19 protein-coding genes and 5 pseudogenes are annotated in these 26,842 nt (G+C 70.5%); 16 read left to right on the plus strand and 8 right to left on the minus strand.

Features of this window, described 5'->3' with window-relative positions:
* Both ACFYY6_RS35300 and ACFYY6_RS35305 read left to right on the plus strand, forming a co-directional pair.
* A partial coding sequence (locus ACFYY6_RS35300; RefSeq protein ID WP_389197335.1) for an electron transfer flavoprotein subunit alpha/FixB family protein occupies nucleotides 1–663 on the plus strand: 663 nt, incomplete at its 5' end.
* Nucleotides 664–835: 172 nt separating this feature from the next.
* Nucleotides 836–2,113 (plus strand): DUF6986 family protein, encoded by a 1,278-nt coding sequence (locus ACFYY6_RS35305; RefSeq protein WP_388652909.1) that lies wholly within the window; start codon nucleotides 836–838, stop codon nucleotides 2,111–2,113.
* Nucleotides 2,114–2,152: 39 nt separating this feature from the next.
* Here ACFYY6_RS35305 and ACFYY6_RS35310 read toward each other — a convergent pair whose 3' ends face one another.
* Complete coding sequence (locus tag ACFYY6_RS35310; RefSeq protein ID WP_351525412.1) at nucleotides 2,153–3,181, minus strand: LacI family DNA-binding transcriptional regulator; 1,029 nt, start codon at nucleotides 3,179–3,181, stop codon at nucleotides 2,153–2,155.
* A gap of 205 nt (nucleotides 3,182–3,386) precedes the next feature.
* On the opposite strand from ACFYY6_RS35310, the gene ACFYY6_RS35315 reads away from it, so the two are divergent.
* Entirely contained in the window at nucleotides 3,387–4,316 is a 930-nt protein-coding gene (locus tag ACFYY6_RS35315; protein WP_389197337.1) for an ROK family protein, read from the plus strand.
* A 255-nt stretch (nucleotides 4,317–4,571) separates the two neighbouring features.
* Here ACFYY6_RS35315 and ACFYY6_RS35320 read toward each other — a convergent pair.
* Nucleotides 4,572–5,789: pseudogene (locus tag ACFYY6_RS35320) on the minus strand (aldehyde dehydrogenase family protein); the annotation flags it as partial.
* 144 nt (nucleotides 5,790–5,933) lie between these two features.
* On the opposite strand from ACFYY6_RS35320, the gene ACFYY6_RS35325 reads away from it, so the two are divergent.
* The 7 genes from ACFYY6_RS35325 (at nucleotide 5,934) to ACFYY6_RS35355 (ending at nucleotide 12,875) form a co-directional block, all read left to right on the plus strand.
* Complete coding sequence (locus ACFYY6_RS35325; RefSeq protein ID WP_351525410.1) at nucleotides 5,934–7,094, plus strand: FAD-dependent oxidoreductase; 1,161 nt, start codon at nucleotides 5,934–5,936, stop codon at nucleotides 7,092–7,094.
* On the plus strand, nucleotides 7,091–7,345 hold the full coding sequence (locus ACFYY6_RS35330) for a (2Fe-2S)-binding protein (RefSeq protein ID WP_351525409.1): 255 nt from the start codon (nucleotides 7,091–7,093) through the stop codon (nucleotides 7,343–7,345). Before ACFYY6_RS35325 ends, ACFYY6_RS35330 begins: the two co-directional genes overlap by 4 nt.
* A complete protein-coding gene (locus tag ACFYY6_RS35335) occupies nucleotides 7,338–8,774 on the plus strand; it encodes an FAD-dependent oxidoreductase (protein ID WP_388652914.1) in 1,437 nt (478 codons plus the stop codon). The genes ACFYY6_RS35330 and ACFYY6_RS35335 overlap by 8 nt, the downstream gene beginning before the upstream one ends.
* A gap of 9 nt (nucleotides 8,775–8,783) precedes the next feature.
* Nucleotides 8,784–9,680, plus strand: coding sequence for a dihydrodipicolinate synthase family protein (locus ACFYY6_RS35340; protein ID WP_351525407.1), 897 nt, complete (start codon nucleotides 8,784–8,786; stop codon nucleotides 9,678–9,680).
* A gap of 1 nt (nucleotide 9,681) precedes the next feature.
* Entirely contained in the window at nucleotides 9,682–10,683 is a 1,002-nt protein-coding gene (locus ACFYY6_RS35345) for a proline racemase family protein (protein WP_389197339.1), read from the plus strand.
* Nucleotides 10,684–10,881: 198 nt separating this feature from the next.
* Nucleotides 10,882–11,937 carry a proline racemase family protein gene (locus ACFYY6_RS35350; protein ID WP_386609286.1) on the plus strand — a complete coding sequence of 352 codons (1,056 nt, stop codon included), beginning with the start codon at nucleotides 10,882–10,884 and terminating at the stop codon, nucleotides 11,935–11,937.
* A complete protein-coding gene (locus ACFYY6_RS35355) occupies nucleotides 11,934–12,875 on the plus strand; it encodes an ornithine cyclodeaminase family protein (protein WP_351525481.1) in 942 nt (313 codons plus the stop codon). Before ACFYY6_RS35350 ends, ACFYY6_RS35355 begins: the two co-directional genes overlap by 4 nt.
* A gap of 59 nt (nucleotides 12,876–12,934) precedes the next feature.
* Here the strand turns inward: ACFYY6_RS35355 and ACFYY6_RS35360 are convergent, their stop codons facing one another.
* Entirely contained in the window at nucleotides 12,935–13,534 is a 600-nt protein-coding gene (locus tag ACFYY6_RS35360; protein WP_389197341.1) for a GntR family transcriptional regulator, read from the minus strand.
* Nucleotides 13,535–13,720: 186 nt separating this feature from the next.
* Here ACFYY6_RS35360 and ACFYY6_RS35365 point away from each other — a divergent pair, with 186 nt between their 5' ends.
* Together ACFYY6_RS35365 and ACFYY6_RS35370 are read left to right on the plus strand one after the other, a co-directional pair.
* Nucleotides 13,721–16,051 carry a collagenase gene (locus ACFYY6_RS35365; RefSeq protein ID WP_351525479.1) on the plus strand — a complete coding sequence of 777 codons (2,331 nt, stop codon included), beginning with the start codon at nucleotides 13,721–13,723 and terminating at the stop codon, nucleotides 16,049–16,051.
* Between the two features lie 1,251 nt (nucleotides 16,052–17,302).
* Nucleotides 17,303–17,497: pseudogene (locus ACFYY6_RS35370) on the plus strand (glycoside hydrolase family 36 N-terminal domain-containing protein); the annotation flags it as partial.
* A 241-nt stretch (nucleotides 17,498–17,738) separates the two neighbouring features.
* On the opposite strand, the gene ACFYY6_RS35375 reads toward ACFYY6_RS35370, so the two are convergent.
* The 3 genes and pseudogenes from ACFYY6_RS35375 to ACFYY6_RS35385 all read right to left on the minus strand — a co-directional run bounded on the left by ACFYY6_RS35375 (nucleotide 17,739) and on the right by ACFYY6_RS35385 (nucleotide 20,086).
* Complete coding sequence (locus tag ACFYY6_RS35375) at nucleotides 17,739–18,617, minus strand: hypothetical protein (RefSeq protein ID WP_351633868.1); 879 nt, start codon at nucleotides 18,615–18,617, stop codon at nucleotides 17,739–17,741.
* Between the two features lie 548 nt (nucleotides 18,618–19,165).
* Nucleotides 19,166–19,672: pseudogene (locus ACFYY6_RS35380) on the minus strand (transposase); the annotation flags it as partial.
* Nucleotides 19,673–19,744: 72 nt separating this feature from the next.
* Nucleotides 19,745–20,086, minus strand: coding sequence for a tetratricopeptide repeat protein (locus tag ACFYY6_RS35385; RefSeq protein ID WP_389197343.1), 342 nt, complete (start codon nucleotides 20,084–20,086; stop codon nucleotides 19,745–19,747).
* A 1,251-nt stretch (nucleotides 20,087–21,337) separates the two neighbouring features.
* On the opposite strand from ACFYY6_RS35385, the gene ACFYY6_RS35390 reads away from it, so the two are divergent.
* From ACFYY6_RS35390 to ACFYY6_RS35400, 3 genes and pseudogenes are all read left to right on the plus strand, one after another.
* Nucleotides 21,338–21,799, plus strand: coding sequence for a DDE-type integrase/transposase/recombinase (locus tag ACFYY6_RS35390; protein ID WP_386609316.1), 462 nt, complete (start codon nucleotides 21,338–21,340; stop codon nucleotides 21,797–21,799).
* Nucleotides 21,800–21,818: 19 nt separating this feature from the next.
* Nucleotides 21,819–21,977, plus strand: a pseudogene (locus tag ACFYY6_RS35395) (integrase core domain-containing protein); the annotation flags it as partial.
* Between the two features lie 79 nt (nucleotides 21,978–22,056).
* Nucleotides 22,057–22,215, plus strand: a pseudogene (locus ACFYY6_RS35400) (IS256 family transposase); the annotation flags it as partial.
* Nucleotides 22,216–22,377: 162 nt separating this feature from the next.
* Here ACFYY6_RS35400 and ACFYY6_RS35405 read toward each other — a convergent pair.
* Both ACFYY6_RS35405 and ACFYY6_RS35410 read right to left on the minus strand, forming a co-directional pair.
* A complete protein-coding gene (locus tag ACFYY6_RS35405) occupies nucleotides 22,378–22,965 on the minus strand; it encodes a sigma-70 family RNA polymerase sigma factor (protein ID WP_351524098.1) in 588 nt (195 codons plus the stop codon).
* 142 nt (nucleotides 22,966–23,107) lie between these two features.
* Nucleotides 23,108–23,764, minus strand: a complete 657-nt coding sequence (locus ACFYY6_RS35410) for a hypothetical protein (protein WP_389197345.1) — start codon at nucleotides 23,762–23,764, stop codon at nucleotides 23,108–23,110.
* Between the two features lie 782 nt (nucleotides 23,765–24,546).
* Between ACFYY6_RS35410 and ACFYY6_RS35415 the strand changes: the two genes are divergently transcribed.
* A complete protein-coding gene (locus ACFYY6_RS35415; RefSeq protein WP_389197355.1) occupies nucleotides 24,547–26,781 on the plus strand; it encodes a heavy metal translocating P-type ATPase in 2,235 nt (744 codons plus the stop codon).
* Nucleotides 26,782–26,842: the final 61 nt, after the last annotated feature.

The raw sequence follows: 26,842 nt of genomic DNA on the forward strand, positions 1-26,842 counted from the left end.
GCGCGTCTGGCGTTGCGGACGGGTTCGGGTCTGCTGACCGATGTGGTGGATGTGGAGGCCGGGGAGGGGGGTGTGGTGGTGGTGCAGTCGGTGTTCGCGGCGTCGTTCACCACGCGGTCCCGGGTGGTGCGGGGTGGTGCGGTGGTGACGGTCAAGCCGAACAGTGCGCCGGTGGAGCCGGTGGCTGCGGCGGGTGAGGTCGTGGGGTTGGAGGTGTCGTTCTCGTCGGGGGCGTCGGGGACGCGGGTGACGGGGCGTGAGGCGCGTGAGTCGACGGGGCGTCCGGAGCTGACCGAGGCCGCGATCGTGGTGTCGGGCGGGCGGGGTGTGAACGGTGCGGAGAACTTCGCGTTGATCGAGGCGCTCGCGGACAGTCTGGGCGCGGCGGTGGGTGCGTCGCGTGCGGCGGTGGACGCGGGCTGGTATCCGCATTCCGCGCAGGTGGGGCAGACGGGCAAGTCGGTCTCGCCGCAGTTGTACATCGCGTCGGGGATCTCCGGGGCGATCCAGCACCGGGCGGGTATGCAGACCTCGAAGACGATCGTCGCGATCAACAAGGACGCCGAGGCGCCGATCTTCGATCTCGTCGACTACGGCGTGGTCGGTGACCTGTTCCAGGTCGTGCCCCAGCTCACCGACGAGATCAAGGCCCGCAAGGGCTGACAACGCGGGCTTCCCTGCCGTTGTCCCGGTCCGGGGCCGTGTGGTGACTTCCCACCACACGGCCCCGGACCTTTTCCGATCACCGTTGACGCCGAATCGACGGCCTTATAGCTTCACTATCCGGATTGTTGATTCCGTGAAGCGAAAGCCGTCTGATGGTGGAGGGTGTGCAATGGGTCAGCAGGAGCAGGTGGCGACGAGCCTCGCCGGTACGGTCGGCAAGGAGATCGGCGCCTCCCTCACCGCCGTCGACGCCGAACTCGCCCGCCGCTACCCGGGAGATCCCGGCACCCGCCAGCCGGTCCACACGGTCTACGTCCCCGGCGACACGTTCACCTCCGGCACCATCCGCTCCTGGGGCGACCAGGCGCTGAAGGCGCTCGACGAGCACGCGCCCGACGCGGCGTCGTTCGCCGCGGTCCTCGGCATCCCGGACGAACTCGCCGCCCCGGTCCACGACCGGGTCCGCGCCAAGCTGGAGCGCGAACCCGTCGAGGATCTGCGCATCGATTTCGAGGACGGATACGGCTCGCGCCCCAATGCCGAGGAGGACGAGACCGCTGCCCGCACCGCACGGCTGGTCGCGGAGGCGTACGCGAACGGCACGGCCGCCCCGTACATGGGCATCCGCATGAAGTGCATGGAGGCCGCCGTGCGCGACCGGGGCATCCGGACCACAGACATCTTCCTCACCGGTCTGATGCGGGCGGGCGGGCTCCCCGACGGACTGGTCCTCACCCTCCCCAAGGTGACCTACCCCGAGCAGGTCACCGCCTTCGCGCGGCTCCTCGAGGCGTTCGAGCAGACGCACGGACTGCCGGCCGGGCGGATCGGCTTCGAGATCCAGATCGAGACCAGCCAGTCCATCCTGGCCGCCGACGGCACCGCCGCCGTCGCCCGCATGATCGACGCCGCGCGGGGCCGGGCCACCGGACTGCACTACGGAACCTTCGACTACAGCGCCTGTGTCGGCGTCAGCGCCGCATACCAGGCGAGCGACCATCCGGCCGCCGACCACGCCAAGGCCGTCATGCAGGTCGCCGCCGCCGGTACCGGCGTACGGGTCTGCGACGGCTCCACCAACGTCCTCCCCGTCGGTCCCACCCACAGGGTCCACGAGGCATGGCGGCTCCACCACGGTCTCACCCGCCGCGCCCTGACCCGCGCCTACTACCAGGGCTGGGACATGCACCCGGGGCACCTGCCGACCCGGTACGCGGCCGTGTACACCTTCTACCGCGAGGGCCTGGAGCAGGCCGCCGCGCGGCTCGCCGCGTACGCCGCCAGGACCGGCGGCGACGTGATGGACGAACCCGCCACCGCCAAGGCGCTCGGCGGATACCTCCTGCGCGGCATCGACTGCGGCGCCCTGGACGCCGCCGAGGTGGCCCGGCTGACCAGGCTGACGCGCGCGGACCTGGACGCGTTCGCCGCGCCGGGCTCACGCTGACCGCGCCCTGACGGCGGCGCCTCGGACGCGCCGCGCGGCTCAGGCGGGCGGCAGTTCGCCCGAGCCGCGCGGGACGAGCGTGGTGGGCAGTTCGACGCGCACGGGGGAGTGGTCCGCGCCGTCGAGACGTCGGAAGAGGTGTTCGGCGGCGGTGCGGCCGACGGCGGCGGCGTCCTGCGAGATGACGGTGATGCCGAGCAGATCGGCCAGTTCGATGTCGTCGAAGCCGACGAGAGCGACCGGGCGTTCCCGCTCCGCGAGGACGCGCACCGCCGTCACCGTCACGCGGTTGTTGCCCGCGAACAGCGCGGTGACGGGCTCGGGGCCGGACAGCATCCTCTCCACGGCGGCCCGGACCCGCCCCGGTTCGGTGGACCCGAGGGACACCCAGGAATCGTCGACCGCCGTCCCGGCGTCCGCCATGGCCGCGTGATAGCCGCGCAGCCGTTCCGTGGCGGTGTGGATGCGCGGCTGGTCGCCGATGAAACCGATCCGGCGATGGCCGTGCGCGATGAGATGGGCGACGCCCTCCCGGGCGCCGCCGAAGCTGTCGGAAAGGACCGTGTCGGCGTCGATGCGGCCGGCCGGCCGGTCCACGAAGACGGTGGCGACACCCGCCTTCGTCTCCGGTTCCAGATAGCGGTGGTCGTCCCCGGCCGGGATCACGATCAGACCGTCCACCCGGCGTGCGCACAGCGCGAGCACCAACTCCTGCTCGCGCTCCGGGTCCTCGGCGCTCGACCCGTTGATGAGCAGGGCGCCGTGCGCCCGGGCGACCTCCTCGACCGCGCGGCTCAGCGGCCCGTAGAACGGGTCGGCGAGGTCCTCGAGGACCAGCCCGATGGAGGCGGTACGGCCCTTGCGCAGCACGCGTGCGCTGTCGTTGCGGCGGAAGCCGAGTGCCTCGATGGCCTCCTGGACCCGGCGCTCGGTGTCCGGCGTCACCCCCGGTTCGCCGTTGACCACCCGGGAGACCGTCTTGAGGCCGACTCCGGCGCGTGCGGCCACGTCCTTCATGGTCGGCCGGTTGCCGTAACGGGGCTCGGGGTGACGGGCGGTCTCGGCCACGGTGCGCTGTCCTTCGTCGGGTGCGGGATCCGGCCTGGGCCGTGAGCGGCGCCATGGCGCGGACCGGATGCTGTGCACGTCGAGCATAGGGCCTGGACAACGTTGTCAACTGAATGGAGACTGGTCGGACGTCCGCCGGGGCCGGACCGCGTCCGAACCGAACCCGGCACGTTCCGCCCCCTCCCGAGCCCACGGAGCCGCACCGATGCAATCCGACCTCGTCGCCGCGCTGGACATCGGTGGCACCAAGATCGCCGCCGCGCTGGTGGACGGCGGCGGCGGGCTCCTCGCGCGGGCGCAGCGGCCGACACCCGCACGGGAGGGGGCCGAGGCGGTCATGGGCGCGGTGGGGGAGGTCCTGGCCGAGCTGTCCGGGTCGCCGATGTGGGGGCGGGTGACGGCCGTCGGCATCGGCAGCGCGGGTCCGGTGGACGCCTCCGCCGGTACGGTGAGCCCCGTCAACGTTCCCGGCTGGCGCGACTTCCCGCTGGTGGAACGCGTCGGCGAGGCGGTCGGCGGACTGCCGGTCGAACTCGTCGGCGACGGCGTCGCGATGACGGCGGCGGAGCACTGGCTGGGTGCGGCGCGCGGTCATGACAACGCCCTGTGCATGGTGGTGTCCACCGGTGTCGGAGGGGGGCTCGTCCTCGGCGGACGACTGCACCCCGGTCCCACGGGCAATGCCGGGCACATCGGTCATGTCAGCGTGGAGCTGGACGGCGACCCGTGCCCCTGCGGTTCGTACGGCTGTGTCGAGCGGATCGCCAGCGGGCCGAACATCGCCCGCCGGGCGTTGGAGAACGGCTGGCTGCCCGGGCCGGACGGCGACGTCTCGGCCGCGGCCGTGGCCGCCGCCGCGCGCACGGGGGACCGGATCGCCCTGGCCTCGTACGGTCGGGCCGCGCAGGCGCTGGCGGCGGGGATCGCCGCCACCGCGGTGCTCGTCGAGATCGACATCGCGGTGATCGGCGGGGGAGTGGCCGGAGCGGGCGACATCCTCCTCGCTCCCCTGCGCCGGGCCCTCGACTGGTACGCCACGCTCTCCTTCGTGCGGCGGCTCACGGTGGCTCCCGCGCTGATGGGCGCCGACGCGGGACTCGTCGGGGCCGCGGCCGTCGCGGCCCGGCGGGTCTGAGGCGTGTTCCGAACGTCCCGTCCGACCCGCGACGCCTGGCACGGTGCCTAGTGCCGCTCCCGGCAAGGTTTGCCCCGTCGCGGGCCACGGCCCCCCGTGCACCATCGCGTGGCAGACCTCGACCCCGGTGGGCCAGCCGCCCCACAGGATGCGGCCCGCTCGCTCCTCCAGCACGGGCAGCAGTCGCAGGACCGTGGCCAAGTCGGCGTCAGTTCCCTGCAGGGTGGCTGTCAGCTGCCCCTCCAGAGTCTCCAGTAGCGAGAGGAGTTCTTCCGTCCCGGACCAGCGCACGATGAGCCCCGCGGCGCCGAAGACCTCGCCGGTGAGATCCTTGTGCGCGGTGTACGTGGCCGCGTCGCATTCGAGGACCACAGGGGCGGGCGCGTACGGGCCGTCCCCGGCTGTGCCCCGGGCCACCTCCCGCACCCCTTCGACGGCCGCCCACCGCTGCACCCCCTCTGTGTACGCCCGGGTGATTCCCGGGGTGAGCATGACCTGGCCCTCCGTACTCGCCACGGCCTGAGTCACGGCGGCGAGGAAGGCGTCGCCCGTCGGCCCGGCAGGCAGCAGCAGGAGGCCGGGGTTCGTGCAGAACTGCCCCGCGCCGCTGGTCAGCGACGCCACGTATCCCTCGGCCACCGGTCCCGGCTCGGCGAGGGCCCCGTCGAGCACGATCACGGGATTGACCGCGGACATCTCGGCGTGGACCGGGACGGGCACCGGGCGGGACTGCGCGGCGGCGACCAGCGCCAGCCCGCCGGCCCGGGAGCCGGTGAAGCCCACGGCAGCGATCCGTGGATCACCGACCAGGGCGAGACCGACCTCGTTGCCCCGGCCCACCAGTAGCGAGAACACACCGGCCGGCACACCTGTGCGCGCGGCGGCCGTCGTGACGGCGCGGGCCACCGCCTCGCTGGTGCCCGGGTGGGACGGGTGTGCCTTGGCCACCACGGGGCAGCCGGCGGCCAGCGCGGACACGGTGTCTCCGCCCGCGACCGAGAACGCCAGCGGGAAGTTGCTCGCGCCGAATACCGCCACCGGACCGACGGGAATCCGGCGCAGCCGTACATCCGTCCGGGAGGCCCCGGAGTCGATCCTGGCACCGAGCGCGGTTCCACTTCTGACCAGATCGGCGAACAGGCGCAGTTGCCCGCAGGTCCGCCCCCGTTCACCGGCCAGCCGGACCGAAGAGAGCCCGGTCTCGTGGGCTGCAAGTTCCAGAAGTGCGTCGCCGAGCGCTTCGATCTCCTCCGCGCAGGCGTCGAGGAAGCCCGCCCGGCGCTCTGCCGGCAGGGCGCGGAAGGCGCGGGCGTCAGCCTCGGCGAGCCGGGCTGCCTCGGCGATCTGCTCGGCCGACGCGTCCCGGAGCGGAGGGCCGATCGGCTCGCCGGTCGCGGCGGCGATCGCGTGCCAGGCGGCCCCCGTACCGGGGGCGTCACGGCCGGCCAGGATCGAGTGTCCGGTCAGGTTCACAACGATTCATCTCCCTGTGCGCACGGTGTGCAGCGCGCCGTCGTCGGGCGCCGGGTGAAGATCACCCGGTCGGCGGCGTTGTCTTCGGATCACTCCGATGTATAGCCTAGTTGTGGCATGTGACATTGCACAGAGGGGGTGGCTATGAAAGTCGTTGTCGTGGGCGCGGGCATCGTGGGCGCTGCGTGCGCGTTCCACGCCGCCGCGGCGGGCCTCGGCGTCACGGTTCTCGACCGGGGGCCCGTCGGCGCCGGCACGACCAGTCGGGGGGAGGGCAACATACTCCTCTCCGACAAGGAACCGGGACCCGAAATGGAACTGGCCCGGCTCAGCCGCGATCTGTGGGACGAGGCCGGCGAGGAACTCGGCCCGGAGACCGTCGAACTGGAAGCCAAGGGCGGCCTGGTCGTCGCGAGCACACCCGAGGCCCTCACCGCCCTGCACGCGTTCGCCGCGAACCAGGCGGCAGTTGGCGTTTGCACCGAACCCGTCGAACGCGTCCGCGATCTCGAACCGCATATCGCGCCCGGACTTCCCGGCGGCGTCCACTACCCGCAGGACGCCCAGGTACAGCCCGTCCTCGCGGCAGCCGGACTGCTGCGCGCCGCAGTCCGGCGCGGCGCACGGGTGCACACCGGCGAAGCCATCGCCGCAATCACCGGACCCGATGGCCGGATCGCCGGAGTCCGCACCGCTGACGGCACCGTGCTGACCGCCGACGCCGTGGTGAACGCTGCGGGGACCTGGGGTGGCGAAGTCGGCCGCCGACTCGGCGCCCCCGTCGAGATCCTGCCGCGCCGGGGCTTCGTCCTCGTCACCGAGCCGCTGCCGCCCATGATCCGGCACAAGGTCTACTCCGCCGACTACGTCGCCAACGTCGCCTCCTGCGACGCGGGGCTGGAGACCTCGTGCGTCGTCGAGGGCACCCGGGCGGGAACCATTCTGATCGGCGCCAGCCGCGAGCGCGTCGGTTTCGACACCGCCATGAACCCGGCCGTGGTCGCCGCCCTCGCCGCCCAGGCGTGCAGTCTGTTCCCGTTCCTGCGCGCCGCCCATCTGATCCGCGCCTACCGGGGCTTCCGGCCGTACTGCCCGGACCACCTGCCGGTCATCGGTCCGGACCTCCGAGTGCCCGGCGTCGTCCACGCGTGCGGCCACGAGGGCGCAGGTGTCGGTCTCGCTCCGGGAACCGGCGCTCTGGTCACCGCTCACCTGCTTGGCCGCCCCTGGCGGGGCGCCGATCCGGCCGCCCACACCGGTCTCCTGCCCGACCGATTCCTCACCACCGGAGGTATGCCGAAGTGAGCGAGTTCACCGTGGACGGCGAACCGCTGCCGTTCGTACCAGGACAGACCCTGGCCGCCGCACTCGTCGCCTCGGGCCGGGTCGCCTGGAGGGCCACCCGGCTCGGACAGCGGCCCCGCGGGGTCTTCTGCGGGATCGGTGTCTGTTTCGACTGTCTGGTGACCATCGACGGAACGGGCGGGCAACGCGCCTGCCTCGTGCAGGCCCGCACGGGCATGGCCGTCACGACCGGGGAGGGCGACGATGAGTGAATCCGGCGACCTCGTGGTGGTGGGCGCCGGCCCGGCCGGCATGGCGGCTGCCGCCACCGCCCTGGACGGCGGATTGCGTGTCCTTCTCGTCGACTCGGGCGCCGCCCTGGGCGGCCAGTTCTGGCGCCACCCCCCGCAACACGCGCGCCACGCCATCCCGACCGCGGATCTGCACCACGCACTTCCCACGTACCGGGCGCTGTGCGCGACACTGTCCGCCCACGCGCGCACCGGTCGGCTCACGCTGCTGTTGAACCACCACGTGTGGACCACGGCCCGCGAGGGCGACGGGTTCGCCGTCCACGCCATGGACCGGAGCCGGGCGCCCGAGGAGACCGCCGTAGTGCTGCGCGCACCAGCACTGCTGGTGGCGACCGGCGCCTACGACCGCCAACTTCCCTTCCCCGGCTGGGACCTGCCCGGCGTGCTCACCATCGGGGGTCTCCAGTCGCTGCTCAAGGGCGGGGGAGTTGCCGCCGGCCGCCGGGTGGTGCTCGGCGGTACGGGACCCTTCCTGCTGCCGGTCGCCGCGGCCCTTGCCGCACGCGGGGCCGAGGTCGCCGCCGTGTGCGAGGCGGCTGCGCCCTCGGCCTGGCTGCGACACCCCGTACCGCTGTTGCGCAACCCCGCCAAGTGGGTTGAGGCCGCGCGGTACGCGGGCACGCTCGCCCGGCACCGCGTCCCGGTCCGTACCCGCACCGCGATCGTCGGCGCCGAAGGAGACGGGAGGGTCGCCATGGTGCGCGTCGCCTCCCTGGATGCCGAGGGCAGCCCGCTCCCGGGTACGGAGCGCCGGATCGAGGCCGACACCGTGGGCGTCGGCTGGGGCTTCGCGCCCCAGCTCGACCTCCTCATCCCCCTCGGCTGCGACCTCGCCGACGCGGGCGACGGCACCATGGCCGCCGCCGTCGACGACGGACAGCGCACCGGAGTGCCCGGGCTCTACGCGGCGGGCGAGACCTGCGGCGTGGGCGGGGCCGTGCTCGCGGTGAGCGAGGGCGCGATCGCCGCCGTGTCGGTGCTCACCGACCTCCGGGCGCCCGGCCTGCCGAACGTCCGGCGCCTGGCCGCGAAACGTGCCGCGGTGGCCAGGCACCGTGCCTTCGCCCGTGCGATGGCACAGGCGCACCCCCTGCCACCGGCCTGGTCCCCGTGGCTGACCGACGACACGCTGGTCTGCCGGTGCGAAGAGGTCACCGCAGGGGCGGTCCGGGCCGCCTGCGCCGACGGATCGGCATCCGACCACCGGCAAGTCAAACAGTTGACCAGGGCCGGCATGGGGTGGTGCCAGGGCCGGATGTGCGGGCCCGCCGTGCACTGTCTCGTGGCCCGCGATCAGCCGTACGCGCCCGCGGAGCGGCTGATCGCGACCCCCGTCACCCTCGGTGGGCTCGCCGGTCTGGACGAGTCCACCACCGATCACACCTGAGGAGCTCAAATGACCCAGAGCCGCATGCCCTGGCACGGCGTCATCGTCGCGACCAGCCTCCCGTTCGACGACGACCTTGCCGTCGACCACGGTGCCTACGGGGACAACGTCGCCTGGCTCGCCGAACAGGGCCTGCACGGCGTTGCCCCGAACGGCTCGCTGGGCGAGTACCAGACCCTGACCTACGAGGAACGCGACCGCGTCGTGGAGACCGCCGTCGCGAACGCTCCCGAGGGCTTCACCGTCATGCCGGGCGTGGGAGCCTACGGCGCGGTCGAGGCGAAGCGGCACGCGCAGTTCGCCAAGGACGCCGGCTGCCAGGCCGTCATGTGCCTGCCGCCCAACGCCTACCGAGCTGACGACCGCGCCGTTCTCGAGCACTACCAGATGGTGGCCTCGGCCGGACTTCCCGTCACCGCCTACAACAATCCCATCGACACCAAGGTCGACCTGCGCCCGGAGCTGCTGGCCAAGCTGCATGCCGAGGGTTTCATCGTGGGTGTGAAGGAGTTCTCCGGCGACGTCCGGCGGTGCTATGCCATCAGTGAGCTCGCCCCCGGGCTCGACCTCCTGATCGGCACCGACGACACCCTCGTGGAGGTCGGTCTCGCCGGCGCCAAGGGCTGGGTCGCGGGCTACCCCCAGATCTTCCCGCGCGCCTGCCTCGCCCTCTACAACGCCTCGCTGGCAGGCGACCTCGACACCGCGCTCCCCCTCTACCGCCAGCTTCACTCCGTGCTGCGCTGGGACAGCAACACCGAGTTCGTACAGGCCATCAAGCTCGGCCAGGACATGATCGGCCGGACCGGAGGCTCCTGCCGTCCGCCCCGGCAGGCGCTGAACCCGGAGACCGAAGCCCTCGTACGTGCCGCCACCCAGGCCCTCATCGACGCCGGGGTGAACTGACATGCGTTCGGTCGCCTGCTACCACGCCGTCGACTCGCACACCGAGGGCATGCCGACCCGGGTCATCACGGGCGGGGTCGGCGTCCTGCCGGGCGAGACGATGGCCGAGCGGCGGCAGCTGTTCGTCGAGCAACGCGACCGGCTGCGCACCCTGCTCATGTGCGAGCCGCGCGGGCACGCAGCCATGTCCGGGGCGATACTCCAGCCCCCGACCCGGCCCGACGCCGACTTCGGCGTCCTGTACATCGAGGTCTCCGGCTGCCTGCCCATGTGCGGGCACGGCACGATCGGCGTGGCGACGGTTCTCGTGGAGACGGGCATGGTCGAGGCGGTCGAGCCAGAGACCCTCATCCGCCTGGACACGCCCGCCGGACTGGTCACGGCACGGGTCGCTGTGCGGGGCGGTCGCGCCGAGTCGGTCACCCTGGAGAACGTCGCGTCCTACAGTCACGGGCTGGACCAGGTCGTCGAGGTCGAGGGCTTCGGCCCGGTCCGCTACGACATCGCCTACGGCGGCAACTTCTACGCCATCGTGCGCACCGAGGGCCTCGGCATCCCCTTCGACCGGGAGGAGAAGCATCGGCTGCTCGACGCGGGCCTGGCCGTCATGGAGGCGATCAACACGCAGAACCCGGTGGCGCATCCGGAGGATCCCTCCATAGACGTTTGTCACCACGTCTATCTGGAGGCGCCCGGCTCGACCGCCGAGCACTCGCGGCACGCCATGGCAATCCACCCCGGGTGGTTCGACCGCTCGCCCTGCGGGACGGGAACCAGCGCCCGGATGGCCCAACTGCACGCGCGGGGGCTACTGCCGACCGGGCGGGACTTCGTCAACGAGTCCCTCATCGGCTCCCGCTTCACCGGCCGGATCCTGGCAGAAACCACGGTCGGCGGCCGGCCCGCCGTACTGCCCTCCGTCACCGGCCGCGCCTGGATCACCGGGACCGCGCAGTACCTGCTCGATCCCACGGACCCCTACCCGGCGGGGTTCACTGTGTGAACCGTTTGAGCGGTCGCGCGATGGGCCGGCCGCCCGTGCGGCGTCCGGCCCATCGCGCCCACCTGTCCGGACGCCGCCTGGCGGACCGGCCCACAGCATGTCGAGATATCAGGGAGCGTGATGCAGGTGACACGGGAAAGACCGAAGGCGGCTGACACTTCGGAAGGGCATGGGAAGGCGGAGAGGCCGAAGACGGCGGTGGCGCGCGGGCCGCTGGGCACCGCGCCGATCGAGACGGTGGACTGGCACACCGGGGGCGAACCGTTCCGGATCGTGCCGCAGGCCCCGCCGGCCGTGACCGGGGCCGGGCTCACCGTCGCCGAGCGGCGCACGACCGCCATGGCCAGCGACGAGGTCCAGTGGACGCGGGCCCTGCTGTGCAGCGAACCGCGCGGTCACGCCGACATGTACGGGTCCTTCCTGGTGCCGCCGGACGACGCCGGCGCCCACCTCGGCGCCCTCTTCTGGCACAAGGACGGCTTCTCCACAGCCTGCGGCCACGGCACGATCGCCCTCGGCGCCTGGGCGGTCGCCTCGGGCCTGGTCCCGGCGCCCGCCGACGGAACGACGGACGTCGTGATCGACGTACCCTCCGGCCGTGTCACGGCGAGCGTGCGCACCGTCGGCGGCCGGGTCGCGGACGTGACATTCATCAACGTCCCCGGCTACGTCCACGCGCGCGGCGTCAAGGTGGCAACCTCGCGCGGAACCGTCGCCGTCGACATCGCCTTCGGCGGCGCCATGTACGCCGTGCTTCCGGTGGAGCAGTTCGGGCTGCGGGTCCGGCCGGAAGACATCCCCCAGCTCATCGCGGCGGGCCGCGAGATCCGCGACGCGCTCAACGCCGCCGACGCCGCCGAACACCCACAGGATCCCCGGCTGTCCGGCGTCTACGGGACGGTGTTCACCGAAGAGGCCGCCGCACCGGCCCGACGGCCCGACGGCACCCATCTGCTGCACCACCGCAACGTCACAGTATTCGCGGACGGTGAGGTCGACCGCTCCCCGTGCGGCTCGGGCACCGCCGCACGGGTCGCGCTGCTCGCCGACGCCAGACAACTGCACCCGGGTGACGAACTGCGGCACGAGTCAGTAGCGGGCTCCGTCTTCCGCGCCCGGATCGCCCACCTGACCACCGCCCACGGCCTCCCCGCGGTCGTCCCGGCCATAACGGGCACGGCGTACGCCACCGGGACCTGCCGCTTCACCGTCGACCCCGACGACACCCTCCTGCCGGGCTTCGTGCTGCGATGACGACAATGCTCGACGAGAAGGACGTGTTCGCGCTCGGCCCGGCCGGCGCCGTCGCCGCAGTCCGGGAAGCGCTGGCCAGGGGGCTCGACCCGGACGGCGACGTGCCGCGCGCGATCATTCCGCTGGCCCACGGTCAGGGACTGCTCATGCCCTCGGAATCCGGTGGCTGGTTCGGTGTGAAGATCGCCACCGTCGCGCCCGGCAACGCCGCGCGCGGGCTGCGGCGGATCAACGCCACCTATCTGCTCCACGACAGCGCGACCCTGACCCCGGTGGCGCTCCTGGACGGGGTGGCGCTGACGACCCTGCGGACCCCCGCCGTCTCGGTCGCGGCCTGCCTGGACCGGCTGCGCGGGCTCGCAGACGCCGGCGGAGGACTGCGTCTGGTGGTCTTCGGTGCGGGCCCCCAGGGGGAGGGGCACGTCGCCACTGTCCGGGCCCACGTTCCGGTGGCCGACGTCACGGCCGTCACCCGGCGCGGGGGCCCCGTCCCTGAATGGGCGGACCGGCATACGTCGGCGGACGGTGCGGAAACGGCGGCTCTGGTACGTCGCGCGGATGTCGTCGTCACTGCGACGTCCGCCCGTGAACCGGTGGTCGACGGGCGTCTGGTGCGCGACGGCGCGGTGGTGCTGGCGGTCGGCTCGCACGAACCGACCGCGCGGGAAATCGACAGCACGCTGATGGGTCGCGCCACGGTCCTCGTGGAGAGCCGGGAGACCGCCCTCCGCGAGGCGGGCGACGTCGTGATGGCGATTGGCGAAGGCTCGCTTGCGCCGGATTCCCTGGTGACCATGGCGGACCTGATCGGCTCGCGGGCCGTCGCCCCGGCCGACCGCCCGCTGGTCGTGAAGACATGCGGGATGGCCTGGCAGGACCTGGTGGTCGCCGTCGCGGCCTACCGGCGGAAGGGGGGAACTCCCAGGGAGCGGACCTGACCCCTCCGGCCCATCGGTGCCGGGGCAGTACCCCCGGTCGTGCCGGATGAGCATCGGCGTCAGCGGGAGCCGAGCGTGCGGGCCGGGCGCTCGGCTTCCCGCTTCCGCGCCGCCCACAGGGTCCGCACATGCGCGAGATGGTGGCGCATGTGCTCCTCGGCGCCCTCCGCATCCCCGGCGATCATGATGTCCAGAAGTGCTGTGTGCTCCCGCGCCGACCCCACCAGCGCCCCTTCCTGGGACAGGTCGGCGAGCCCGTAGAGCCGAGAGAGCTTGCGCAGGTCGGCCACCGTCTCGAGGAGGCGAGCGTTCCCCGCGAGGGCGAGCAGGCCGAGATGGAATCTGCGGTCCGACTCCAGGTAGGCGATCAGGTCGCCCCGGTCCGCGGCGGCCACGATCTCCTCGGCCATCGGCCTCAGCGCCTCCAGCTGCTCGCGTGAGGCGGACCGAGTCACGCGGCCGATGGTGGGGATCTCGATGAGTGAGCGGATCTCGGTGTACTCGTCCAAATCGCGGTCGGAGAGTTCGGTGACGCGGAACCCCTTGTTGCGCACCGCCTCGACCAGGCCCTCGCGGTGGCGCCGGGCCCGGCCGGGCCACGTCGCTGCCCGACAGCAGGTCAGCTGTCCAGGAGCCGGGCCATCCGTCCTCGACACCATCGGACGTGCGGAGCGGCGCGGCGGAGGGGAGTTCCGCGCCGTTCAGCAGGGGCCGAACGCAAAGATGTCGGACGGTAATCCGGTCCAGGATCTTCCTGTGCGGTGCGACATGTGCCATTTTACATGTCACACACCAATAGCCGCTTGTTCAACATGCGGCCACGACGGCCCCGGAGGCCCCAACAGATGCGCCCCTCCCGGATATCAACGGCCAACGCGCGCAGGCTCCCTGCGCTCGGCGCCGCATTCTTCGTCGCGTTCGGCCTGCTCACGCCGCAGAGCCAGGCCACCCCCGTCGGCGCCGTGCCCCAGGCCGGCGCCAACGCTGCCGGCCCCGCGGCCTCGGCGCCGCGGTCGATCCCGGTCCCCAAATCGCCCGACGCCACGACCAACGGCTCCGGCTTCAAGATCTCCTCACAGGACTCCCTCGAAGAGTCCGCCCCGGCCGCCGCCCCGACCACCGAGCCTGCCAAGGCCGGCAAGCAGTTCTCGGCCGCCGCCGGCGGGAACGAATGCGGCGACCTCTCCGGAGTGATCAACGCCACGGGCAGCGCGCTGATCCAGCAGCTCAAGGCCCTCCCCAAGGTCACCTGCACCTACTCGCTGTTCAACCTCACCGGAACCGACGCCGGCAAGACGTTCCGCGAGCCCCAGATGGTGACCGTCGCCAACGCGCTCCGCGACGCCTCCGCCACTTACCCGGGCGACAACAGCACCTCCGTGGGCCAGCTGGTGATGTTCCTGCGCGCCGGCTACTACGTGCAGGACAACCACCAGGACGTCGTCGGTGACTACGGCACGGCGCTGCAGGCCTCGGCCCGCGGCGCGCTGGACGCCTTCTTCGCCGCCCCGCACAGCAAGGACATCACCGACGCCAACGGCGACACCCTCAACGAGGTCGTCACGCTCATCGACAGCACCCACGAGGCCGGTCGGTACGCCGGCGTCGTCAAGTGGATGCTCGCCAACTACGACGCCACCTGGCCGAGCCGGATGACCCTCTCCCTCGAGAACGCCGAGCGCGTCATCGAGAACGGCTTCGATGCCAAGAACGACGGCCGGGGCTGGCGGGCCGCGCTCAAGGCCGACCCCGCGATCCTCAACACCTGGGCCGACTTCATCACCCGCAACGAGACGCAGCTGAACCGCTTGGACGTCATCAGCAACGTCGGCCGCTTCCTCGGTTACGCCCTTGATGTCCCCGAGCTCAAGGACCGGGTCCGGCCACTGCTGAAGGACCTGATCAACCGCTACCCGAACGTCGGCCCCACCGCCCCGATCACCATGAACCTGGGCTGGGCCACACGTCAGTACGACAAGGGCAACTGCGAGGCCTACGGCATCTGCGACCTGGGCAGCCGCGTACTCCCGGTGGTCCTGCCGATCCAGCACACCTGCACCCCGGGCCTGAAGATCCGCGCCCAGGACATGTCCCCCGGACAGCTTGCCACCACCTGCACCAGCCTGATCAACCAGGACGCCTACTTCCACCGCGTGATCGGCGACAAGGGCGCGATCCCCGGTGACGTGAACACAAACCTGGAGGTTGTCGCCTTCGACGACTACACCCAGTACTCGCTGTACGCCTGGGCCATCTACGACATCGACGTCGACAACGGCGGCATGTACGAGGAGGGCGACCCGTCCAAGCCGGGCAACCAGGCCCGCTTCATCGCACACGAGGCGTCCTGGCTGCGCCCCAAGTTCGAGATCTGGAACCTCAACCACGAGTACACCCACTACCTCGACGGCCGCTACAACATGTACGGCGACTTCGACGCCAGCCAGACCACGCCCACCATCTGGTGGGTCGAGGGCATCGCCGAGAACATCTCGTACGGCTACCGCCAGGAGCGCAACGCCAACGCGATCGCCGCAGCCGGCAAGAACACGTACAAGCTCAGCGAGTTGTTCGACACCGTCTACGGCCAGGACGACGACCCCGACGTCAACTCGGCCCGGGTCTACCAGTGGGGCTTCCTGGCGGTCCGCTACATGCTGCAGGCGCACCCCGCGGACATCGAGACCGTGCTCGGCAAGTACCGCACCGGTGACTGGAACGGTGCCCGCACCTTCCTGAAGCAGACCATCGGCACCAGCTACGACGCCGACTTCGCCACCTGGCTGACGACCACCTGCGCGACCGACGACTGCGGCCCCCTGCCGGAGGCCCAGGCCACCCCGCTCTGCACCAACGCAGACACGCGCCAGTTCGACAAGAACTGCCGCCGGGACAACCTCGCGGCCACCACCGGCGACCACAGCAACCACTTCCTGTACTTGCCGACCGGCGTCAAGCAACTGACCATCACCAGCACCGGCGGCACCGGCAACGCCGACCTGTACTACAACGGCACCAGCTGGGCCACCACCACCTCGTACCAGGCGAAGTCCACCAACGCCGGCAACAACGAGACGCTGACCATCGACAACCCGCCGTCCGGCTGGGTCTACTTCAGCCTCGACGCCGGACAACAGGACTTCAGTGGCGTGAGCGTCACCACGCAGTACCAGTAGGCCGCTCCGCCGGAACCCACCGAGGTCCGCCGAGCAGGGAGGGCCCCGCCAGTGTGACGCTGTCGGGAAACGGGGCTCGGGCCGCCGGCTTGCGTGTCCAGGGGAGAGAGCTCCAAGAGCAGGCATGGCCATCCAAGTCCGGGCCGGATGCTCCTGGTGACACCCCCTGCCACGATCCTGCATTGCGGCCGTTGTCGCTTTGCGGCGGCGCTTTTGCTGGGTTTGGGCCGGACGGAAGCTGTCGGTGCCGGTCTCGATGATGTGCGCGTTGAAGGTGCCGACCTCCTGCTCCGGATGCCTCAGCACCGGGTCGGCGGGCAGCGCGACTATGGGGCCTGTTTCGGAAGCCGGGGAGCCCTGCCAGCCTGCCCGCCCCGGCGGGTGGGGCCGCTGGAGGGCGGAGTTCGTGTCCGGGCGGGCGGCTGCTCGTTGGCCGTTTGGGGTTGAGAGCGAGGAGGCAGCCGATGGGACGGACCAAGAAGAAGCGCGCTGAGCGTGACGCGCGCCGCAGCCCGGGGTCCGGCCGGTGACGACCCCGCCGTTGCCCGCGCTGCCCTCATAGCTGACGAACTGCTCTGGGGCCAATACGCGGCTCTGTTGCCCGAGCGAACAAACGTGAGGGCCCGCCAGTAAGCCGACACTGTTGGTTCATTCGGCCCCTTCTTGTGCCCCGCCGAGCATCAGCTCGGCGGGGCACAATGCTGCGAAGTGGCTGGTGCAGGTGCGGGCTCGGGGTCCACCGGTCAGGCCGACGTCCTCGTCGAGGACAGCCCGGTACGGCGGGCCAGCTCGACCCGACTGAGCGGACTCTCGGCCAACAGCAGGCTCAGGATGGCAGTTTCGGCCGGTGCGGTGACCAACGGCCCCGATTCCTTTGGAAACACGTCGGCAACGTACCGGCAAATAAATAAGTTCGTCCAGTATTGATTTTCGCGGACCGGCGCCCCTACCCTCGGGTCACTTTCGCGTCTCTCCGGACGCTTTGACCACGGCCGCCCACCCGCTGCGCGCCGATCCTCACGTTCGCCCGACACCTTCCTGGGATCACTCGTGCCTCGAACGTCTTCGACCGCCTCGCGTACACCGTACGCATCGGCGCCGACGGCAGCCCCGGCACCTGTACTGGGGCCTGCCCTCAACGCCGCAGAACTCGAAGGGCTGCCTGACGCGGCCTCACCTGCAGCAAGCAGCTTCGAGGCCGACGCCGCCCCAGACGAACTCGCGCCGTAGACCGGAGCCCGCTTCGGGCCGACGGGCTTCCAGGTCCGATTCGCCGACGACACGCGGGGCGCCCAGTGGCACTTCACCGGCCACCACATCGAAGGCGGACAGCTGCGCCTTCGCCTGGCCGACCGCCACTACCCGCTGACCGCCGAGCTCTGCTACCGGGTCCGCCCCGACAGCGACGTCATCGAACGCTGGACGGGGTACTGTCACGTTGACTGACCGGCCTGGGATGATCTTCGGGTCGGTCGTGCTGGGAAGGGTCGTCCGTGGACAGCGCGCCGCCGTCGTACACGCACTCACTCGCGTCATGTGTCTGGCGACCGAATGACGGGAGGAGAGGCGTCAAGGGCAGCGGGCGAGGCTTTCATGAAATCGAGTCTCCATTTGAAGCGGGGCGATTCACCGAGACTCAAGGGCGGGAGTCCGTTCATGCCTCAGCGCGCGGACGGCGAGCGCTGCTCTACGGGTTGGTTGTCACCTCGAAGCCCGAGCCGTAGACGTTGGCGGGGTCGGCGGAGTCACGGGCGCGCAGGTCAGCGAGGATGTTGGCCGAGCTGGTGTACACGTAGGGAGGAATACCGAGGATGATGCCCTTGGTTATGCCTGCCCAGGGGCCCTCCGCCTGGAAGCCGTTGGTCTCGGAGGGGTACGGCGTACCGGGTACGTGCCAGATGGCCGGGCCACCTGAGTCGCCGCCCTTGTGCTTGGCGTGTGACTGGTAGACGCCGCTGCTGTTGTTGGTGATCCGCCCGTACCAGACTCCCAGTTGTCCGGACACCACGAGTTCGTTGTTGTTGAACAGAGCGGCGCCGAGGAGACGCTCGTCGTCGCGGGCAGGCGTCAGGGCGTTCGGGCTGGCCTCGCCGCCGGGGACCTCCAGTTCGTCGGTCTGCTTCAGATACGGCCCCTGCGACGAGAGTGCGACCCCGTCGACCAATTCGATGATCATGTAGTCCTTGGTCAGGTGCCCGGTCATCGAACCCTCGGGGTCTTTGAAGTACCGCACGTACCCGATCGGGCCGGCGGCGGTGTCCTGCCGGTGGTAGACGGGGGCGATGTCCTCGTGGATCTCGCGGTCCGCGTAGCGCGGGTCGTTGAGGCAGTGGCCTGCGGAGATGGCGATCTTCCGGCCGTAGTCGTCCTGGCCGACCGCGCCCAGCGTGCAGAAGGCGTCTGGCGTGGCGGGGTTGAAGGCGATTTGCATCCCGTTGTATACACGCTTGCCGGAGACGCGGTCCTCCGGCGTGGTATCGGCGGCGGAGGCGGCAGAGGTCGTGCCGGTGGCGAGTGTCCCGGCGAGTGCCAGGGTCACGGTGAGTGTGCTGAGTCGTCTGAACATGGGTGCTTCCTGTCCGTCGGGGTGACTGTTCAAGGGCTACTGCACCGTGCGAAGCCGGCCGGTGAGGCCGTCCAGGCGGAGGCAGAACGTGTCAGGGGCTGTGTCCTGTGCCGGTTCCGGGGCCCGGGGCCAGCGCGCCTCGGTCCACCGGCGCAGCAGTAGAACGATGACAGCCGCACAGCACCGCTACACCGATCCCCAGCGCTACCAGCCCCTCCCACCGCCGAAGAACGAACAGCCCTCAGGCCCCCTGACCAGGTTGCGGCCGCACGCGTTTCAAAGACGTCCGTATCCGCAAGGTTGGCCGCATACCTCCGGCAGATCGGCCGGACAAGGCCTCTTGCTACCGAGGCGCCCGCACCTCTACGCAGCAAGACGTGGGTGTCCATCACCTCGAAGTGTGGAGATGCGGTCATCGATGAAGACATGGGGCTCACTCAGGAGAAGATCGAGAGTGATCCGGTGCTCTCTTCCCTGCTGCCGGGCTGGAAGGCAACACCAAGAGCTGAGCGCGAGCACCGAACTGAACGTGCCGAACCCTTGAGCTTGACTCTGTCGGTGATCGTGGAGATCGTCGTCTTGGACACCTCGGCGCTGTAGACCTCTTTGAGGTGGGCCGAGATCTCCCCGTGCGTGAGGCCGCAAGCAGACAGCGAGAGCACCATCTCGTCGACGCCGTTCAGCCGACGCTGCCGATTCTTGACGATCTGCGGTTCGAACGAGCCTGCCCGATCCCGCGGCACCTCGATCTCGACCGGCCCGACATCGGTGATCACGGTCTTGGCTCGGGCTCGGGTGCCGTTGCGGACGTTGCCGCTCTCGGCCCGCTCGTGCTTCTCGTGCCCGAGATGGTCAGTGATCTCGCGTTCGAGGGCGGACTCGAGGATCCTCTTCGTCAGCTGCTGCAGCAGCAGCCCTCCCTCGCCGGTCAGCTGGATGCCGTCGGCCTTCGCCCGGTCCACCAGCTGACTGATCAACTGGTCGTCCAACGCATCCGGCGCCCTGGCAGGAGCCACTTCCTCCACGGCATCAGCCGAGACGATCACGTCTGTCATCAGGTGTCACTTCCTGTTCGGAGATCCACCGTTGACCGTCCAGACCCCGCCCGGGCCACAGGACCAGTGCCGCTACGTCGCCCCGGCCAAGGACCGGGCAATGCGGAACTGCTGCTCGGCCTTGTCCGGGTGGCCCGCAGCCGCGTAGGTGTGTCCGAGCCGGCGGCGGACCTCCATCTCCAGCGGCCTGCTGGTGTGCTCGGTGAGCGTGGCCAGGGCCTCTCGCTGGAGAGCGATGGCCAACGGCAGGTCTCCGCGGCCGTGTTCCGCGGCTCCGAGCAGGGACAGGCTCGTCGCGCGCAATTGCAGGTCACCGACCTCCTGGGCCAGTCCCGCCGCGCGCTGCGCCAGGTCTTTGGCCTTGACGTGCCGGCCGAGTGCCAGGTGGGCCTCGGCCGACGGCGCCCCGTGCATCGCTGTGAGCGCCTGATGGTGCGGGCCGTCCGGGTTATCGGTCGGTCACATGTGTCTCTGCTCCGGTGCGCGGCCTGAACAGGGCAGCGCAAGTTGACTGCGAACTCCCGCTGAATGGAAGGCAGTTGGCGGTTTTTGATGGCTGCTCGGAAAGTCTCAAATCGAATGAGAGGGGCTTGCTCCGCCGCATTGAATCATTGGTGACTGTATGTAGCAATATTTGCGCAGGCTGCTACCTGGGCCATGGGGGGAGATCAGGGTGGACAAGGACACCGAATACGTTATTTCGTCGGCGTCGGACCTGGGCAGGGGCGGCCCGTCTGGCGCCGCCCCACCTGCCGGGCCGCTCGGCGAAGGGAGTTCGCCACCATCAGGCCCGGACGGAGCGGCGACCGGCTCCGGGACGTCAAGGCGTGGCGGACTGCTTCGCTCGCTGCGGGTGAGACGTCCGCGTCCGGCCTCCAACGTGGTCGCGTCGCCGCGGCAACCGGCTTTGCAGCCTGTTCCTTCGCCGAGTGGGCGCGGCGTCGCTCGGCTGCTGCGTCACTGGCAGCTGCTCGCAGCTGCGGTGGTGCCCTGTCTCATCCTGGCCGGCATCGGGTGGTGGTTCTGGCCGCAGCAGCCTACGAGCGGTCCACCGCACATCGCTGCAGGCACGGTCCAAGCGGACCTTCTCGGCCCTGACAGTGTCAGCCGTGTGGCCGGGACGACGGTGGTCGCCGGCGCCCAGTCGAACCGTCCTCACGACCCGCTGACCGTGTCGCCGTCGGCCTGCGCCGTCGCGGCGGAGTCGCGTGTCCGTGACGATGTCCGACCAGGTCACAGCTCGGATCGCGGGCCGCACCTGAGGCGCCAAGGGGCGGACTCCGGTCGTCCGCCGCACGGAAACCGAAGGTAGGAGCCGTGTCTTCGGCCTGACCAGCATCCGCATCCCGGGCAGGCCGACTGACTGGAAGTCGTACGTGCCTCGATCCGTACGACCGTGTCGGTCACCTCGACCGACTCCACGGACACACCGTCGATCGAGGAGAACAGCAATTCATGCAGCTGCGGCAGCACTTCGTTCACGGCGAAGGACTGTCGACCACACCGCATTCCAGTCGGGCGATTCTCGGGCGGCCTCAACACACATGACACAAAGATCAACAGTCACCCTGACAGGAAACATCCCGTAACACCTGCTTCTGGCGGAGCCTGTCGTACAGGCTTCCTCGTGTCGGCGGCCGACGAAGTGGTCGCGGGAAAGACGAGCTGAACCGGCAGGGTCATGCGGTGGCCCGCTGTACTGTTGAGCGCCTGATGCGCGAGCTCGGTATCCAGGGAGCGGTGCGCGGCAAACGTGTCATCACCACGATCCCCGGCGGACAGGCCGAGCGGGCCCCCGATCTGGTCGACCGCGACTTCGCCGCCGCCCCGGACCGGTGCCGGGTGGCGGACTTCACCCACGTGAAGACCTGGTCCGCGACCGTGTATGTCGCGTTCGTCGTGGACACCTTCTCCCGGCGCATCGTCGGCTGGTCCGCGGCCACGGTGAAGGAGACCGTCTTCGTCCTGGACGCCATGGAGATGCCCATCTGGCAACGCGACTGCGATCAACAGCCGGTTCAGCCAGGAGAGTTGAACCATCACTCGGACACCGGGTCGCACATCGTTCAAGCTCGCCGAGCACCTGGACGCTGCCAGCATTGCGGCGAGCATCGGATCCGTCGGTGACGCGTACGACAACGCCCTGATGGAGTCCGCGATCGGCCTGTTCAAAACCGAGTTGATCAAGCCACAACGGCCCTGGAAGACACTCGCCCAGGTCGAGTTGGCCACTGCCGAGTGGGCTGACTGGTACAACCACCGCAGACTCCACGGTGAAATAGGCCACATCCCGCCCCGTCGAATACGAAGCCAACCACTACATGAAATCCACGAAACCCCAGGTCACAACCACAATCTGAGATCTCTACCGAACACGGGGCGGTTCAGTCAAAGCCTGCGGTCACTTCCCCGACGAAACCGCGGCTTTGAAGCGCGTCTACATGGCCATCATGTCGCTGGACCCCACCGGCAAGGGCCAGGCTCGCTGGACCATGCGCTGGAAGACCGCCCTGAACGCCTTCGACATCACCTTCGATGGCCGGTCTTCAGGAGGACGTCGTGCAGGACGGGGTGTGCAGGAGAGAGTTCCGCAAACTGCGTCACAAGTTCGCTCAGTTGCTTGCCAATATGAGGAAGATGGGCCGACTGCTCGGGGCGCGGAACAGCGCCCCGAGCAGCCGCAGGCGCGACCGGATCTCGGCGAGTCAGCAGGCCAAAGTCGGCTGCGCTTTGTCGTCGAGCATGGCGGTGAGCATCGTGCGGGCTCGCGAGACCCTGGACCTGATCGTGCCCACGGGGCACGAGCTGGTGCGGGCCGCGTCGTCGTACGGCATGTCCAGCACTTGTGTCAGGACGAAGGCCTCACGGCGGTCGTCCGGCAGCGATTCCACGAGTTCCATCAGGGCGATTCCCTCGTCGAAGCCGGGCAGGCCACGCGGCTGACTGCGCTCCGCGGCGTACTGCCAGTCGGAAGTGTCGGCGAGCCGAGGCCGGGAGGCCGCGCGCCGGAGGCTGTCCACAACGGCTCGGCGAGCGATGGTCAGCACCCAGGCACGCGCCGAACCGCGGCCTTTGAAGAGGTGGACCGTGCTCATGGCACGCAGGAAGGTCTCCTGCACCAGGTCATCGGCTACTTGGTGGTCGTCGGCGAGGCAGGCCACGTATCGCCGCACATCGCTGTGGAGCGCGAGGAAGACGCGCTCGAAGGCGTCCGCGTCGCCGGCGGCGGCGTCGACGGCCCATGCGGTGATATCGTCCTCCGTCACCGCAGGCTGTCTCTGGGCAGGGGGCATCGGAACTGCGGTTCCTTCCGGGAATCCCGGACGGGACGTAGCCAGCGGGCACGCCTCGGTGCCGGGAAGAGAGAGATTTCGCCCGCACCACGTGCGCGGGCCGGCGTCGGCGGCGGGACCCGCGGCCGACGTGATCCGGCTGTCAGCAGACAGCGGTCTCCCACGGAGGTCCCCGGGTGACGAGCGTGTGGACGAGCAGCCGCGGGCGCGGGCGCCTGCCGGAGCGATCGACGGCGGGCGCAGGGGGCGCGGACGGCAGGGGCCTGAGCGCGTTGAGGAGTGCCAGAGAGAAGTGGACACGGTCCACCACGGCCCTGAGGATCTGGAAGGCCGCGCGCTCGCCGTGGGCGAGCCACAGCCCGCAGAGTACGGCGGCGAGCACGTGCGCCGCGAGCATCCCCCAGGAGGCAGTACCGGTCATCGCGCCCATGTCATGCAGGGGCTGCATCGCCTCAGTACCATGTGACGCGTGCCCGAGGGCGGCGATGGCCGAGGCCCCGCCTTCGAGCGGGGGAAGCGGCATGCTGTCGGTGAGCCCGGCCTGCTCGGCGATCTCGTACGCCCGCGCTGCTGCCCCGGCGTTCTGGTGCGGACCACAGAGCAGAGCATCGGCCCACCGCAGCGCCAGGGAGGGACTGACGGCCGGATTCGGAGCCTGCTGCGAGGTCTGGAGCAGCGTGAAGGCGCCGTGAAGTGCCGCCTGTGCCGCGACGGTGAGAGCGACGACTGTGACCTGGCCCCGCTCCTTGCCGGCGACGAGCCACCCCAGTGCGCCGATGCCACCCACGCACAGGCTCAAGGCCCACCAGGGGAGTGGCTCACCCGACATGAGGACGTGACCGCAGGCAGCCAGCGCCACGCACACGGTCGCGAACAATGCGGACCGTGCGGCGCGAAACTGCCACCCCACCGACATGGCACCCGATCCTGGCACCCTCCGCGAGACACCTCCATGCCGGGGTCCCGGCGTCGGCGCCGGGGCGATCCTGCGCCCCTGTTGGAGGGGAGCCCCGCCGAACGCGGAGACCCGGACGGCAGCGACTCCCGTGCCTGTGACTCCGACTTCCGAAACCACCTTGCGAATGAGTAGTCGTGCGGCGGCGTCTTCTGGTTCCTGTCGCGCCGCGGGTTTCGAAAGCACATGATGCATGCGTGCGACTGCCCCTCCATCCACCCGGACGGGGCTGTGATGCTGTTCACTCCGCAGCCGGGGAACTCCGGGCCCGCCGACCCCGACTTCTGGACTGCCACGGGCTGTTCCACCACAGCTCGCGTCGAGAAAGTGGAGGAGCACTCTGTGGATCAGTCGGCAGGCACCGTGTCCTGGGCGACGATCGCCCGATTTGTCCCACCGCCGGCACTGTGCGGTTTCCTGTTGCTCCTCGGCGTGCTTTTCGTCGGCGCCCACGCCGCAGGGGCCGCGGTGGGGCCGGTCTCACCAGGAATGCACGGACCTGCGATCACTGGTGACGCTCCGGGCGGCGGGGGCGACGGGGAGATGCCCATGCATCATGGAGGCGGACACCGGTGACGGCTGATTCGGCTCCTGCGGCTGTGGTGACGGACATCGCCGTCGGAGGCATGACCTGCGCGGCGTGCGTCAGACGGGTCGAGCGCAAGCTCGGAAAGCTGGAGGGTGTCACGGCGGAGGTGAACTTGGCCACCGGACGGGCCCGGGTCAGCCACCCCGCTCAGATGACCGCCCGTGAACTGACGTCGGCCGTGGAAGCCGCAGGGTACACGGCACAACTGGTGGTGACACCGACGGAGGTGACGCCCGCGCGAACCGATGACTCCGCGGAGGCTGCTGTCGGGCAGGAGCGCGAGCGGCTCGTCATCACCGCGGCGTTGTCCCTCCCCGTGCTCGTCCTTTCGATGGCTCCCGCGTTGCAGTTCGACAACTGGCAGTGGCTGTGCTTCGTCCTCGCCGCACCGGTCGCCGTTTGGGGAGCCCGGCCTTTCCACCAGCGAGCGCTGAGCGGCCTGCGCCACACCAACGCGACCATGGACACGCTGGTCTCCCTCGGCGTGGTGGCGTCCTTCTGCTGGTCGGCGTACGCGCTGTTCCTAGGTGGAGCAGGTGAGCCGAGCATGCGCATGCCCTTCAGCCTGGTGCCCTCCACCTCCGACGGGATGGTGCACGTCTACCTCGAAGCCACGGTGGGCGTACCGCTGTTCGTTCTGGGAGGCCGATTCCTGGAGGGCCGTGCGCGTCGCGGGACCGGTGCGGCGCTGCGCTCGCTCGCGCGGCTCGCCGCGAAGGAAGTGACGGTCCGCCGCCACGGCTCCGACGAACTGGTGCCGATCGAACGGCTTCGGGTCGGAGAGGTGTTCGTGGTCCGTCCCGGCGAACGTGTCGCCAGCGACGGTGAGGTGACCGAGGGCAGCTCGGCCGTCGACCTGTCCCTCGTCACCGGCGAGTCCGAGCCCGTCGAGGTCGGTCCGGGAGCCACCGTGACCGGAGGATCCGTCAACGTGGGCGGCCTGCTTCTGGTCCGTGCCACAGCGGTCGGCGCCGACACCCAGCTCGCCCGCATCACGAAGCTCGTGACGGACGCCCAGGCGGGCAAGGCGCGTGCGCAGCGGCTGGCCGACACGGTCTCGGGCGTCTTCGTCCCGGTCGTCCTGGCTCTCGCCGCTACGACGCTCGGATTCTGGCTCGGCGCCGACGCCGACCCGCAGGCCGCGATCACCGCCGCCGTGGCGGTCCTCGTCGTCGCCTGCCCGTGTGCCTTGGGGCTCGCGACGCCGACGGTTCTGGTGGCGGCCACCGGGAGAGGCGCCCGCCTGGGTGTCCTCGTGAGCGGTCCGCAGGCGCTGGAGGGACTCCGGCACATCGACACCGTGGTGCTCGACAAGACCGGAACCCTCACCTCGGGGCATATGAGCGTGGGACGGGTCACGGCCGTGCCCGACGGACTCGGCGTGAACGAAGTCCTCCGCCTCGCAGGCGCCGTCGAGCAGGGCTCGGAACATCCGCTGGGCCGGGCGATCACAGCCCACGCGCGGCGGGTGACGGGGGATGGTCCCCTGCCAGGCGTGTCCGGATTCCATGCCGTCGCGGGACAGGGTGTGAGCGGTCACGTGGACGGGCGTGTCGTGGAGGTGCTCGCGCCCGAGGGCACGGATCTGCCCGTGTCCTTGCGTACCGCCTGGGAGCGGGCGGACGAGTCGGCCCGTACTGCGGTCCTGGTCCGCGTGGACGGCACGGCCGCGGCACTCATCGAGGTGGCCGATCTCGTCCGCCCCGGCAGCTACCGCGCCGTCGACCGCCTGCGCAGGCTCGGTGTACGGCCTGTGCTGGCCACCGGCGACCGGGCCGCAGTCGCGCGGGCGGTGGCCGAGGACATGGGGATTGCAGAGGTCCATGCCCGCTGTACCCCTTGGGACAAGGCCGAACTGGTGCGCAGGCTCCGGGCCGAAGGCAGGCGTGTCGCCGTCGTAGGAGACGGTGTGAACGACGCGGCCGCGCTCGCGGGAGCGGACCTGGGCATCGCGATGGGCACCGGGACCGACGTGGTGATCGGCGCCGCCGACGTCACCCTCGTACGCAGCGACATCGAGGCCCTCGCCGACGCGGTCCGGCTGGCCCGCCACACGCTGGGCACGATCCGTGTCAACCTCGTGTGGGCCTTCGGCTACAACGCCGTGACCATGCCGCTGGCCATGGTCGGCCTGCTCAACCCCATGGTCGCCGCCGTCGCCATGTCCCTCAGCTCGGTACTCGTCGTGGCCAACAGTCTGCGGCTCCGCACCTGGCAGCCGTCGCCGGCACGGCAGCCCCGGGCCCGGTCCGCCGCGCGGGACGTCCTGTGACGCGGGCGTCCGGCCCGGCGGCTACGGCCGCTGCCACCGCGAGCCTCATACCCTCTCCCCC

It is taken from the genome of Streptomyces sp. NPDC001750, from assembly GCF_042892615.1.
Taxonomy (GTDB): Bacteria; Actinomycetota; Actinomycetes; order Streptomycetales; family Streptomycetaceae; genus Streptomyces.